Origin of the sequence: Paraburkholderia graminis C4D1M, from assembly GCF_000172415.1 — a bacterium.
Lineage (GTDB): Bacteria > Pseudomonadota > Gammaproteobacteria > Burkholderiales > Burkholderiaceae > Paraburkholderia > Paraburkholderia graminis.
Window position 1 is genome coordinate 1 of record NZ_ABLD01000030.1, and the last position, 12793, is coordinate 12793.

11 protein-coding genes and 1 tRNA gene are annotated in these 12793 nt (G+C 62.0%); 7 read left to right on the top strand and 5 right to left on the bottom strand.

The features are described from left to right. The first annotated feature begins 242 nt into the window (after nt 1-242). From rpmI to BGRAMDRAFT_RS29235, 7 genes are all read left to right on the top strand, one after another. Nucleotides 243-440, top strand: coding sequence for a 50S ribosomal protein L35 (gene rpmI / locus BGRAMDRAFT_RS29205; protein ID WP_006052501.1), 198 nt, complete (start codon nt 243-245; stop codon nt 438-440). 29 nt (nt 441-469) lie between these two features. Continuing rightward, nucleotides 470-829 carry a 50S ribosomal protein L20 gene (rplT, locus tag BGRAMDRAFT_RS29210; RefSeq protein WP_006052502.1) on the top strand — a complete coding sequence of 120 codons (360 nt, stop codon included), beginning with the start codon at nt 470-472 and terminating at the stop codon, nt 827-829. Between the two features lie 158 nt (nt 830-987). Beyond that, complete coding sequence (gene pheS / locus BGRAMDRAFT_RS29215) at nt 988-2001, top strand: phenylalanine--tRNA ligase subunit alpha (RefSeq protein WP_006052503.1); 1014 nt, start codon at nt 988-990, stop codon at nt 1999-2001. A 184-nt stretch (nt 2002-2185) separates the two neighbouring features. Next, complete coding sequence (pheT, locus tag BGRAMDRAFT_RS29220) at nt 2186-4621, top strand: phenylalanine--tRNA ligase subunit beta (protein ID WP_006052504.1); 2436 nt, start codon at nt 2186-2188, stop codon at nt 4619-4621. Between the two features lie 69 nt (nt 4622-4690). Continuing rightward, nucleotides 4691-5101, top strand: coding sequence for an integration host factor subunit alpha (locus BGRAMDRAFT_RS29225; protein ID WP_006052505.1), 411 nt, complete (start codon nt 4691-4693; stop codon nt 5099-5101). Nucleotides 5102-5147: 46 nt separating this feature from the next. Further along, entirely contained in the window at nt 5148-5555 is a 408-nt protein-coding gene (locus tag BGRAMDRAFT_RS29230; protein ID WP_006052506.1) for a MerR family transcriptional regulator, read from the top strand. 61 nt (nt 5556-5616) lie between these two features. After that, nucleotides 5617-5693, top strand: a tRNA-Pro gene (locus tag BGRAMDRAFT_RS29235). Nucleotides 5694-5783: 90 nt separating this feature from the next. On the opposite strand, the gene BGRAMDRAFT_RS29240 is transcribed toward BGRAMDRAFT_RS29235, so the two are convergent. The 5 genes from BGRAMDRAFT_RS29240 to BGRAMDRAFT_RS29260 all read right to left on the bottom strand — a co-directional run bounded on the left by BGRAMDRAFT_RS29240 (nt 5784) and on the right by BGRAMDRAFT_RS29260 (nt 12736). After that, entirely contained in the window at nt 5784-7226 is a 1443-nt protein-coding gene (locus BGRAMDRAFT_RS29240; RefSeq protein WP_006052507.1) for an MFS transporter, read from the bottom strand. A gap of 57 nt (nt 7227-7283) precedes the next feature. Beyond that, nucleotides 7284-9254: an aconitase family protein gene (locus BGRAMDRAFT_RS29245; protein ID WP_006052508.1), complete on the bottom strand. Its 1971-nt coding sequence runs from the start codon at nt 9252-9254 to the stop codon at nt 7284-7286. 135 nt (nt 9255-9389) lie between these two features. Continuing rightward, nucleotides 9390-10283: a LysR family transcriptional regulator gene (locus BGRAMDRAFT_RS29250; protein WP_006052509.1), complete on the bottom strand. Its 894-nt coding sequence runs from the start codon at nt 10281-10283 to the stop codon at nt 9390-9392. 86 nt (nt 10284-10369) lie between these two features. Further along, nucleotides 10370-11512, bottom strand: coding sequence for an acyl-CoA dehydrogenase family protein (locus BGRAMDRAFT_RS29255; RefSeq protein WP_006052510.1), 1143 nt, complete (start codon nt 11510-11512; stop codon nt 10370-10372). 15 nt (nt 11513-11527) lie between these two features. Continuing rightward, nucleotides 11528-12736, bottom strand: coding sequence for an acyl-CoA dehydrogenase family protein (locus BGRAMDRAFT_RS29260; protein WP_006052511.1), 1209 nt, complete (start codon nt 12734-12736; stop codon nt 11528-11530). Nucleotides 12737-12793 lie beyond the last annotated feature (57 nt).

Sequence of the window (12793 nt, forward strand, 5' to 3'; positions counted from 1 at the left end):
CGGTCAGAGCGGCGGCGCGCCATGTGGCGCGCGTTCTGGTTGTCAAGTTCGAGTGGCGTCACGCCGGGTGTCCGGCGCGACGTCAGCAGGTTTCGGAGCGGCGCTCGTGCAAACGTGCCGTTTCCTGAAAGCGGCCGCCGGCGGTATCGGCGGTCTGCATACCAAGTGGAGTGGGTTTCGAAGGGCGGGTAATGGCCAACTGGCCGACCGCACACCCATATCCATCTAATAATGGAGTTGTCATGCCGAAGATGAAGACCAAGAAGAGTGCTGCAAAGCGCTTCGTGGTGCGTCCGGGCGGTACCGTCAAGCGCGGTCAAGCCTTCAAGCGCCACATTCTTACCAAGAAGACCACCAAGAACAAACGCCATCTGCGCGGTTCGACGGCAGTTCATGATTCCGATCTGAACTCCGTGCGCGCAATGCTGCCGTTCGCTTAACCCTTAACCGAAACTCATAGGAGCAAGACATGCCTCGAGTAAAACGTGGGGTTACCGCACGGGCCCGTCACAAGAAGATCATCAAGCTGGCCAAGGGTTACCGCGGCCGTCGCAATAACGTCTATCGCATCGCCAAGCAGGCGGTCATGCGCGCAGGCCAGTACGCCTACCGCGATCGCCGCAACAAGAAGCGCGTGTTCCGTGCATTGTGGATCACGCGTATCAACGCGGCGGTGCGTCAGCACGACATGACGTACAGCGTGTTCATCAACGGCCTGAAGAAGGCTTCGATCGAACTGGACCGCAAGGTGCTGGCCGACATGGCTGTGTTCGACAAGGCTGCTTTTGCTGCGATCGTTCAGCAGGTGAAAGCCGCCGTTGCAGCCTGATTGCGCTTCTGGCAATTAACACTGCGTGGTTCGTTGCAGCGAACATCCGGTAGTCTCGGTGACGCTGCAACAAAAACGGGGCTCCTCACCGAGCCCCGTTTTTGTTGGTAGAACCAGTTTTGTTTCGATAGAACACTGACGTTGAAATGATGGGATCAATGGATCTGGACCAGATTGTCGCCGACGCGCAAAAAGCCTTCGCAGAAGCCTCCGACGTCACCACGCTCGAGAACGAGAAAGCGCGCTTTCTCGGTAAATCGGGCGCGCTGACAGAACTGTTGAAGGGCCTTGGCAAACTCGATCCCGAAACGCGCAAGACCGAAGGCGCACGGATCAACCTCGTCAAGCAACAGGTCGAAGCCGCGTTGACGGCGCGCCGCCAGGCGCTGGCCGACGCGTTGCTGAACCAGCGCCTCGCCGCCGAAGCGATCGACGTCACCTTGCCGGGACGCGGCGCCCATGCCGGCAGCCTGCACCCGGTGATGCGCACGTGGGAGCGCGTCGAACAGATTTTCGGCAGCATCGGTTTCGACGTGGCCGACGGCCCCGAGATCGAAACCGACTGGTACAACTTCACCTCGCTGAACAGCCCGGAAAACCATCCGGCGCGTTCGATGCAGGACACGTTCTACGTCGACGGCAAAGATGCCGACGGCCGTCAACTGCTGCTGCGCACGCATACGAGCCCGATGCAGGTCCGCTACGCGCGCACCAACACGCCGCCTATCAAGGTGATCGTGCCGGGCCGCACGTATCGCGTGGACAGCGACGCGACTCACTCGCCCATGTTCAACCAGGTCGAAGGCCTGTGGATCGAAGAGAACATCAGCTTCGCGGATCTTAAGGGCGTCTATACCGACTTTCTCAAGAAGTTCTTCGAGCGCGACGATATTCAGGTGCGTTTCCGCCCGTCTTATTTTCCGTTCACCGAACCGTCGGCTGAGATCGACATGTTGTTCGAAACGGGCAAGAACGCGGGCAAGTGGCTCGAGATTTCTGGTTCCGGCCAGGTTCATCCCACGGTGATCCGCAACATGGGCCTCGACCCGGAGCGCTACATCGGCTTTGCCTTCGGCAGCGGCCTCGAGCGGCTCACCATGTTGCGCTACGGCGTGCAGGACCTGCGTCTGTTCTTCGAAAACGACCTGCGTTTCCTGCGTCAATTTGCCTGAGCGCGCCTACTGAGCGCGCCCGAGCGAACGCGCACGGCGCGACGACGAGCATAGAGCGCGGCAACGCACGCAGTGCCTGCCGCCAAAGCGTCCCGCAGTGACAAGCAGTGACAAGCAGTGACAAGCAGTGACAGTTGGCCTCTGCGTCACGTGGACCTAAACCGATCAGAACGTACACAGAACCATGCAATTCCCGGAATCCTGGCTGAGAACCTTTGTCGATCCGCAACTGACCACGGACGAGCTGTCGCACGCATTGACGATGGCGGGTCTCGAAGTGGAAGACCTGCGGCCGGCCGCGCCGCCGACCTCGAAGATCGTGGTCGGTCAGGTGCTGGAAGTCGTCAAGCATCCGGACGCGGACAAGCTCAACGTCTGCCAGGTGAACGCCGGCACGGGCGCGACGCTGAACATCGTATGCGGTGCGCCGAACGTGGCGCCCGGCATCAAGGTGCCGGTCGCGCTGGTCGGCGCGCAACTGCCGCCGGCCGAAGAGGGCGGCGCGCCGTTCGCGATCAAGCTTTCGAAGCTGCGCGGTGTGGAAAGCCAGGGCATGCTGTGCTCCGCGCGCGAGCTGAAGCTGTCCGAAGATCATAGCGGCCTGATGATCCTGCCGGAAGATACGCCGATCGGCCAGGACATCCGCGAAACGCTCAATCTCGACGACACCATTTTCGAAATCAAGTTGACGCCGAACAAGGCGGACTGCCTGTCGGTGTTCGGCGTGGCGCGCGAAACGTCCGCGATCACCGGCGCACCGTTGCGTCCGCTCGAGATCAAGCCAGTCGAGGTCAAGCTCAACGAGACGCTGCCTGTCAGAATTTCAGCGCCCGATCTGTGCGGACGTTTCTCGGGCCGCGTCATCCGCGGCGTGAATGCGCGTGCGAAGTCGCCGCAATGGATGATCGAACGTCTGGAGCGTTCGGGTCAGCGCAGCATCTCGGCGCTCGTCGATATTTCCAATTACGTGATGCTCGAGCTGGGCCGTCCGTCGCACGTGTTCGATCTGGACAAGATCCACGGCGGCATGGACGTGCGTTGGGGCCGCAAGGGCGAAACGCTCAAGCTGCTGAACGGCAACACTGTCGAAGTCGACGAAACGGTAGGCGTGATCGCCGACGAGCGGCATATCGAAAGTCTCGCGGGCATCATGGGCGGCGACAGCACGGCCGTCACGCTCGACACCACCAACATCTACCTCGAAGCCGCATTCTGGTGGCCCGACAGCATTCGCGGCCGCTCGCGCAAGTACAACTTCTCGACGGACGCCGGCCATCGCTTCGAGCGCGGCGTCGATTACGCGAGCACCGTCGAACATATCGAGCGCATCACGCAACTCATCCTCGACATTTGCGGTGGCGAGGCGGGGCCGGTGGACGACCAGATCGTCAACGTGCCGCAGCGTGAGCCGGTGAAGATGCGCGTGTCGCGCGCGAACCGCATCATTGGCGTTGCGATCGGCGCTGACGAAATTGCGCAGATTTTCACGCGCCTCGGCCTCACATTCGAACGCGACGGCGACACCTTTTCGGTCATGCCGCCGTCGTACCGTTTCGACATTGAAATCGAAGAGGACCTGATCGAGGAAGTCGCGCGCATCTACGGTTTCGAAAAGATTCCGGCGCGCCCGCCCGTCGCGAAGAGCGAGATGCGCGCGACCCACGAAACGCGCCGCTCGATCCACACTATCCGCCACGCGCTCGCCGCGCGCGATTACGCGGAAACGGTGAACTTCAGTTTCGTCGACGCCGAGTGGGAACAGGACTTCGCCGGCAACGACAAGCCGGTGCGTTTGCTGAACCCGATCGCGAGCCAGTTGTCGGTCATGCGCACGACGCTGTTCGGCAGCCTCATCCACGTGCTGCGCACGAACCTGAACCGGCGCGCCGCCGACCGCGTGCGCGTGTTCGAAGCGGGCCGCGTGTTCCTGCACGATCCGTCGATCAAGGCGGGCGAGCTGACGGTCGAAGGCTTCGCGCAGCCGAAGATGATCGGCGGCCTCGCGTACGGTGCGGCGCTCGACGAGCAGTGGGGCGCGCCGGCGCGCACGGTCGACTACTTCGACGTGAAGGCCGACGTCGAGACGTTGCTCGCGCCGGCGGCGGCGCGCTTCGTGAAAGCGGAGCATCCGGCGCTGCATCCGGGGCGCAGCGCACGCATCGAACTCGATGGCCGCGCGATCGGCTGGATTGGCGAATTGCATCCGCGCTGGATGCAAAAATATGATTTACCGCATGCGCCGATTCTGTTTGAACTTGAAGCGGACGCATTAATGCAACGCGTATTGCCCACGCCGTCGGAAGTGTCTAAATTCCCGCCGGTGCGACGCGATATCGCAGTGGTTGTCGATCAGAAAATCGAGGTGCAGGCGCTTCTCGACGAGCTCCAGAAGGCCCAGTCCGAGCCCGCCTGCAAGACCGTTCAGAAGGTTGCGCTTTTCGACGAATTCCGTCCAAAATCAAACACTTCCGGTGGTCTGGCGGCTCACGAGAAAAGCCTTGCGTTCCGAGTTACCTTGCAAGATACTGGCGGGACCCTTCAGGACGAAACGGTCGATCTGGCCATTCAGACTCTGGTGGAACGTCTGGCTCGAGTATATGGCGCACGGTTGCGCGGATAACCCGCATTTAACAATTGCACGGCTGTTTCCGCATCCTTTGTTTTCTGTCTGGCGCGCCATTTGATAGATATGAATGAAATGAACTCGAGTGATTTCGAAGCCCTTCTTACGGCGCAACGCAGCGCCATGATTCGAGAAATTCCGACATCACCCGCCGCCGTTTCAACTGAAACGCCGACGCTCACCAAAGCGGAACTTGCCGAGTTGCTGTTCGACAATGTCGGGCTCAACAAGCGGGAAGCGAAAGACATGGTCGAGGCGTTTTTCGAGGTGATCCGCGACGCGCTCGAGAGCGGCGACAGCGTCAAGCTGTCGGGCTTCGGCAACTTCCAGTTGCGCGACAAGCCGCAGCGTCCCGGCAGAAACCCGAAAACCGGTGAGGCGATTCCGATCGCCGCGCGCCGCGTTGTGACGTTTCATGCAAGTCAAAAGCTGAAGGCTCTGGTCGAGAACGGCGCGGAAGCGAGCTTCACGCGCTGATCGACTGGCGCGTTCCTGCGCAACCCACCACGACGGCTAACTGACGATGACAGCGACGATGGAAAAAGTCGTCTTGCCTCCGATTCCAGCGAAACGCTACTTCACGATTGGTGAGGTCAGCGAACTATGCGGTGTGAAGCCGCATGTGCTGCGCTATTGGGAGCAGGAGTTTACGCAGTTGCGGCCGGTGAAGCGGCGCGGTAATCGCCGGTACTATCAGCATCACGAGGTGCTGTTGATCCGGCGGATTCGCGAGCTGTTGTACGAGCAGGGTTTCACGATCAACGGTGCGCGCAACCGGCTCGATTCGCATGGCGGCGGCGCGCACGGTGCGCCGGCCGCAGCGGGCGACCAGGTCGAGGGCGTCGCACCGCCGGCGCCGACCACGGTTGAAGTCGACGTCGAACAGTTGCGCAAGGAACTGCTTCACGTGATCGACCTGTTGAATCGCTAATGGCTTTGTTGGTGGCGGCGGTTCTCATCGAATGAAGTGTCTGTTATAATTTCTTGCTGTTCGGGGCGTAGCGCAGCCTGGTAGCGTACCTGCATGGGGTGCAGGTGGTCGGAGGTTCAAATCCTCTCGCCCCGACCAAAGAATCAAGGCCTTACAAGCATCGCTTGTAAGGCCTTTTTCATTTGCGCCACAGCGTGCCCCGCCAATCGCGCATTCAGTGCGACGCATTCAGTGCGAAATACTCTCCAGAGATTTCCCCAACGTCCGCGGCCCCATCAGACCGATCGCGACAATCACAAGCGCCATCGCGCTCGCGATAAAAACAAAGACACCCGTCACGCCGAACTCCCTCAGCATAAACGCGATCACAAACGAACTGAACACAGCGGACAACCGGCTCCAGGAATACACGAAGCCCACCGCACGCGCGCGGATCGCCGTCGGATAAAGCTCCTGCTGATACGTGTGATAGGTGAACGAGATGATGTTGCCGGCCAGCGTCAGCAGCACGCCGAGCGTCACGATCATCACCGCCGCCGAGGCCTGGCTGAACAGCAATCCGCTCGCGATATTGATCGCGGCCATGCACACGATCACATGCTTGCGTTCGAAGCGGTCCGCGATCCAGTAGCCAAGCAACGGACCGAGCGGCGCGGCCAGGCCGATCACCGTCGTATAGAGCAGGCTCGACGTCACAGTGATGCCTTGCTTGACCAGCAGCGTAGGCACCCAGTTGGCGAAACCGTAGAAGCCGACGGTCTGGAAAATGTGAAAGACGATCAGCATCAGCGTGCGCTTGCGGTAGGGCGGCTGCCACATGTCGGCGAATCGCGCCTTGCGCGGCACCGGCGCCGCGGGCCCAGGCTGAGGCAGCGGCTTGCCGTATTGCTGCGCGACTTTTTCTTCCAGACGCGCGAGCACTTCGTCCGCTTCGCGAATTCGCCCCTTGCTCGCCAGCCAGCGCGGGCTTTCCGGCAGATTTCGCCGGAAGTACCAGACGAAGAGTGCGCTGATGCCGCCGAGCAGCACGACCCAGCGCCAGCCGTCGAGTCCGAACGGCGTTCTCGGTACGAGCAGATAGGAGAGAAACGCCACCACCGGCACCGCGGAAAAGCCGATCGCCTGACACACTGCAAAAGCCCTGCCGCGCAAGTGCTTCGGCGCGAGTTCGGACAGGTAGGTGCCGATGGTGATGAGTTCAACGCCGATGCCCATGCCTGAAACGAAGCGCCATAAATTGAGGCCGTGTGCGGTGTCCTGGAACGCCATCACCGTGTTCGCCGCCATGTACCACAGCAGCGACCAGGTGAAGATCGCTCGTCGGCCAAAACGGTCGGCGAGAAAGCCGCACGCGATCGTGCCGACGAACAGCCCGGCGAACAGGGCCGCAACGAAGCTTGCGACGCCGGACGTGCCGAAGAGCCCCGACGTCGTGGGCGTGAGAATGCCGCTTTTAACGAGACCGGGCGCGACGTAGCCCGTGAAGAGAAGATCGTAAAGCTCGAAAAAGAATCCGAGACTGAGCAGCAGAATCAGCTTCCAGACCGCGCGCGTCGCGGGAAGTCTGTCGAGGCGGGCCGAAATTGCTCCGATGCCGGCGACCGTGGCCGCTTCGGCTTGTGCTGCGTCATTACCGACGCGTAGCGATGACGCGCCCTCCAGAATGGCCATGCCTGTCTCCTGTATCTGCATCTCTTTTTGAATATGTCACAACTTGCGCCGCGGCCGTTAGCGGTACTGTTCCTGCAATTCCGCAAACGAAGCGATCTTGCCCGCAAGCGCGCTTGCAACGACCGTCGGCGGACTCGCGAGCCACACCTGCCCAGGCCCGGAGCGGCCCGAGAAATTGCGGTTGATCGCGCTGATCGTGACCTGGTCCGCGTCGGTGGACGAGCCCGGTCCGCAATTGGCGCATGCGCCGCACGAGGGTTGAAGCAGAATCGCGCCGGCCTGCTCGAACGCGTCGATATAGCCGCGTTTCACGCAGTAATCGCGAACCTCCGACGTGCCGAACTGAAGAAACAGCTTCACACCTGACGGCACCCGCAAGCCGCGCGCGAGCGCCCATGCGAGCACCTCGTGATAGTGATCGAAGTCCTCGCGCTTGCCTGCCGTGCACGAGCCGCCATACGCGATGTCCACCTTCGGGCGTTGCGCGAGATCGCGCAGCGCAATGCCGTTGCCCGGATCGCCGGGCGCGGCGAGCATCGGCGAAATGTGCGTGCAGTCTATATCGATGACGTCGGCGTATGTCGCGCCCGCATCGCTCTGCATCCACGGTTCGAGGCCGAAGTCGATGCCGCGGCGCTCCTTCAAAAACCGCACGGTTTCTTCGTCGGGCGCGACAATGCCGGAGAAGCCGCCCAGCTCGGCCGTCATGTTGGTGAGCGTGGTTCGCTCGTCGGTCGTCAATTGATGCACAGCGCTGCCGGCGAACTCGAACACCTTTCCGACGCCCGCACCCGCACGTATGCGCGGTTCGGCCAGGAGATGCAACACGAGGTCTTTCGCCGTGACGCCCGGCGCCACCGCGCCGTTGAAATTAACCCGCAGCGATTCGGGCACGGTCATCCGCACCGCGCCTGTGACAAACGCATTCGCCATGTCGGTCGTGCCGACGCCGAACGCGAGACAGCCCAAGGCGCCGCTATGCGGCGTATGCGAATCGGTGCCGACAATCAGTTGCCCGGGCAGCGCGTAACGCTCGGCCATCATCGCGTGCGAGATGCCTTGTGAACCCTCGGTGAAGCTGCCGTCGACTTCGCTCAGATAGCCGTGATTCGTGATCGCGTAGTCGCGCGCGAACTGACGATGCGCCGCCGACAGTTCGCGCACGTCGGGCAGCAGGCCGTTGCGCACATGAAGCTCGCTCTTGTGCGAATACGACAGGTGATCCTCGAACGCGAGAATCGTGTCGGGATCGCTCAGCGTGAGCGGCTTGCCGAACGTGGCATGCAGCATGTGCGTGGCCATGCCCGTGTAGTACTCGTGGATGAAGCGCCAATCCGCGCGGACGAACGCGCCGCTGCCGGGCGTCGGCGTGTCGCCGGTTGCATCGGTGGAGAGCGCGTGACGGTCGAGGATTTTTTGCGCGAGCGTGCGCGGCTGCGCGTTGTTGGCGGCATCGGCCGTGGAAGTTGTAGAGCCGACTCGGCGCATGTTTTGCGCGCCGTAACGCAGCAGGCCGCCGCTTGTCAGAATCGCAGCGGCGAGGCTATCGCGCGAGGCGACGAGCTCTTCGACGTCGATCGGCTCGCCTCGCTGGATGCGTTCAATCAAACCGAAGTCCGTCGACGTAAAGAGCCCGAGGTTGTCCGCATTCTGACGATAGATGCGCTCGAAGCTCCGCGCGATCACGAGCCGGATGCCGGCGCGATATTCCGCGAGCGGACTATGTTCGCGCGACGATCCTTTGCCGTACCGGTTGCCCGCCACCGTCACGCGAAAGCCGCCGTTGCGAATGGCGTCGATACCGATCGGATTCGTATCGCCTGCACGGAACCCCACATAAGGCACCCGGCCAAGGCGTTCGTCGAAGCGGGTCAGCACGCTCATCGGCGTGATTTCGTCCGTCGACACGTCGTCTCTCAAGCTGCCTGCCGTCGCGGGGTTCAGATCCGTACCGTCGAGCTGTTGCGCGATCCGTTCGGGGTCCGCGCAAAGAAACAGTACGCGGCCAGTCAAATCCAGTTTTGCCATCCACTTCTCCTTCTACCCGAATCTAGATGGCGGCGAGAGCTGAGCGAAGTGCTGGATCGGCAAACGGGGCATCGCGATTGGCGATGGCCTCACGAAGGGCTTGCAAAAGGCTTGTGATGGTCCGCCGACGTCTCTCTAATTTGCAGGCGCAGTCAGCGCTTCAATCAACGCCTGGACCGCCTTCAGACGCGACGATTTTCGCAGCGCGTGAACCCGCAGCGTGCGGCTCGTCGCCCAGGTTTCATCGAGCGGCCGGCGCACGAACGCATGCGATCCGGCGAACGCGGACGCGGCGCTCGTCGGCACAATACCGATGCCAAGTCCTGCTTCGACCATCCGGCACTGCGCGTCGAAACTGTTGACGGTAACGGACAGTTTGAGCGGCGTTCGCGCTGCGTCGGCGCGCTCCTTGATGAGCAGGTCTAGCGAGCCGCCGGCCTGTAGCGCCACGAGTGGAAAGCGGAGCACGTCGCTGAAGGTCGGCGCCTCGAGCGCGGCGAGTTCGTGATCGAGAGGGAGCACGACCATCAGCGGGTCATCGGCGAAGTGCCATGATTCCAGTCCGCCGGATGCTTTGCCGCTCGCAGAAATGCCGACGTCGGCGCGGTCGTCCATGCAGGCGCGGATGACCTCGTCGCTAATCTGCTCGGTGAGCGCGATTCGCACGAGCGGGTAGTGGGCCTGAAATGCCTTCAGCCGCTCGGGCAAAAAGCCGACAATCGCCGATGCGTTCGCATACAGACGCACGACGCCGGCGACCTCGCCGCTGAGCGACTGCACCTCGCGGGCGAATGACTGCAACTGATCGTGGACCGACACCGCACGAGAAAAGGCATGCCGCCCGGCCTCCGTCAACTCGACTCCCGACGGCGAACGAATCAGCAACGCGAGGCCCATTGCCGACTCCAGATCCGCGATACGCCGGCTCAATGCGGAAGCGGCAATGTGATTGCGGCTGGCGGCGCGAGCAATCGAGCCTTCCTGCACAACGGAGATGAACAGCTCGAGGCTGTACGGATCGATTCGCATACGGCCGGCGTTGCGCCTGCAAAGTTTGAACAACCAATTCTAGCAGCGGCAGTCCTGAGTCCCGGGACGACTGCGTTCAACAATCGTCACTCTCGCCCCAACTCCACAAACCGCTCCAAATGATGATCCTCATCCCCAAGCTGATGATCGATCATCACAAGCCGCTTTGCGTAATGAGCGAGCGGCAGTTCCCACGTCATGCCGATCCCGCCATGCAGTTGAATGCACTCCTGCGCGACGAGCGCACCGATCCTGCCGATGCTGTATTTCGCCGCCGACACCACGCGCTCGCGCACCTTGCGTTCGGCACCTAACGCGGCCGCGGCGTTGATTACCGCTGAGCGTGCCTGCTCGATCTCGAGCAGCATGTCGGCCATTCTGTGCTGCAATGCCTGGAAGCTGCCGATCGCCACGCCGAACTGCTTGCGCGTGCGCAGATAGTCGAGCGTGTAGTCCTTCGCGACGTCCATCGCGCCGACCGCTTCCGAGCAGAGCGCAAGTACGCCGCATGCAATCGCATATTCGAGCGTTGCGAAACCGTTGCCCGCCGCGCCGAGCAAAGCGTCGTCGCCGAGTATGACGTTCTCGAAGCTCACTTCGGCCGCGCGCCCGCCGTCGATCTTCGGATAACCGCGCACGCTCACGCCCGGCGCATCGCGAGGCACCAGAAACAGCGTCACGCCGGCTTGGGAATCGTCCGCGCCTTCGGTGCGCGCCGACACGAGGAAGAAGGCAGCCTGCTCGCCGTGCTGAACCACCGCTTTAGCGCCATTCAATTGCCACGCGCTGCCATCGCCATCGCCATTGCGCTCGGCGCGCGTCGTCACTCGGGCGAGTTCGTAGTGACTATCCGGCTCGCCGTGCGCGAGCGCCACAATACGCGACCCGTCGATCAATCCGCCGAGCAACGCCCGCTGCGCGTCATTGCCGCTGCGAGCAATGGCCTGGCCGACGATGAGCGTATCGAGAAACGGCTCGACCACGAGCCCGCGCCCGAGGCTCTCGAACACGACTGCAATATCAAAGCCGCCGCCGCCGAAGCCGCCGCTCGCTTCATCGAACAACGCGCCGATAATACCTAGCTCTCCGAAACGATTCCACAACTCACTGCTAAAACCATGCGCCGTTCGCGCGATCCGGTCGCGCGTCGCGAAGCCATACTGTTCGCTGATAAAGCGGTTCAGCGTATCGGCGAGCATCCGGCGATCTTCGGTGTGCTGGAAGTTCATGATGTCCGTTTCCTTCTACAGTCCGAGGATCATTTTGGAAATGATGTTCTTCTGAATCTCATTCGATCCGCCGAAGATCGACAGCTTGCGATTGTTGAAGTATTGCGAAGCCGCGCTCGCCGCTTCGTCGGGACCAACGGGCGCGCCTTGATAACCGTCGTGCAACGCTTCTTCGATAAAGGGCTGCGCATACGGTCCCATCGCGCGGCGCGTGAGCGACGAGATCTCCTGGCGAATCTCCGTGCCGCGAATTTTCAGCATCGAACTTTCGGCGCCCGGCACCCCGCCGCCCGCCACCGCGGCGATCACGCGCAGGTTGGTCGTCTTCATGTTCTCGAGATCGATTTCGACGCGCGCCATGCGCGCCGCGAACGACGGGTCGTCCGCGAGAGGCCGCCCATTGCGCCGCTGTTTCGCCGCGATCTTGCGCAGCCGGTTGAATGCCGCCACCGAAAAGCCGACGCCCGCGATATTCGTGCGCTCATACGTCAGCAAATATTTGGCGTATGTCCATCCCTTGTTTTCTTCGCCGACGAGATTGGCAGCCGGCACCCGCACGTCCGTGAAAAACACTTCATTCACTTCGTGCTCGCCGTCGAGCGTGATGATCGGCCTCACTTCGACGCCCGGCGTTTTCATGTCGATCAACAGGAAGCTGATGCCTTCCTGCTTGCGCACGTCGGTCGCGGTGCGCACAAGGCAGAAGATCATGTTCGCGTAGTGGCCGAGCGTGGTCCACGTCTTCTGTCCATTGACGATGTAATGCTCGCCGTCCGCATCGACGCCGCGCACGGCCGTGGTTTTCACCGACGCGAGATCGGAGCCCGCGCCGGGTTCCGAATAGCCCTGGCACCACCAGTCGGAACCGTCGAGAATGCGCGGCAACCAGTGATGTTTCTGCGCATCGCTGCCGTATTTGATCAGCACAGGTCCGAGCATATTCACGCCGAAGGGCACGACGCGCGGTGCGCCGGCCAGCGCGCATTCGTTCTCGAAGATGAATTTCTGCACCGCGTTCCAGCCGGGCCCGCCGTATTCCTCCGGCCAATGATTCGCGAGCCAGCCGCGCTCGTTGAGGATCGCGTGCCACTCGGCCATGTCCTCGCGCGTGAGCCGCCGGCCGCCGTGCACTTTGTCGGCGAGACGCCGCGGGAGTTTGTCGCGCAGAAACGCGAGCACCTCCGCGCGGAACGCTTCTTCTTCGGGCGTGAAGTTCAGGTCCATCGCAGTTCCTTTGTGATTCGAATGCTTCTGCTGACAAGCACGGACAAGCACCGGCAA

Bases quoted from the DNA above. Each gene is read 5' to 3' on its own strand.
- rplT (WP_006052502.1), top strand. From the start codon at position 470: ATGCCTCGAGTAAAACGTGGGGTTACCGCACGGGCCCGTCACAAGAAG.
- BGRAMDRAFT_RS29250 (WP_006052509.1), bottom strand. From the start codon at position 10,283: ATGCGAATCGATCCGTACAGCCTCGAGCTGTTCATCTCCGTTGTGCAG.
- BGRAMDRAFT_RS29225 (WP_006052505.1), top strand. From the start codon at position 4,691: ATGAATGAAATGAACTCGAGTGATTTCGAAGCCCTTCTTACGGCGCAA.
- pheS (WP_006052503.1), top strand. From the start codon at position 988: ATGGATCTGGACCAGATTGTCGCCGACGCGCAAAAAGCCTTCGCAGAA.
- pheT (WP_006052504.1), top strand. From the start codon at position 2,186: ATGCAATTCCCGGAATCCTGGCTGAGAACCTTTGTCGATCCGCAACTG.
- BGRAMDRAFT_RS29245 (WP_006052508.1), bottom strand. From the start codon at position 9,254: ATGGCAAAACTGGATTTGACTGGCCGCGTACTGTTTCTTTGCGCGGAC.
- BGRAMDRAFT_RS29260 (WP_006052511.1), bottom strand. From the start codon at position 12,736: ATGGACCTGAACTTCACGCCCGAAGAAGAAGCGTTCCGCGCGGAGGTG.
- rpmI (WP_006052501.1), top strand. From the start codon at position 243: ATGCCGAAGATGAAGACCAAGAAGAGTGCTGCAAAGCGCTTCGTGGTG.
- BGRAMDRAFT_RS29240 (WP_006052507.1), bottom strand. From the start codon at position 7,226: ATGGCCATTCTGGAGGGCGCGTCATCGCTACGCGTCGGTAATGACGCA.
- BGRAMDRAFT_RS29230 (WP_006052506.1), top strand. From the start codon at position 5,148: ATGACAGCGACGATGGAAAAAGTCGTCTTGCCTCCGATTCCAGCGAAA.
- BGRAMDRAFT_RS29255 (WP_006052510.1), bottom strand. From the start codon at position 11,512: ATGAACTTCCAGCACACCGAAGATCGCCGGATGCTCGCCGATACGCTG.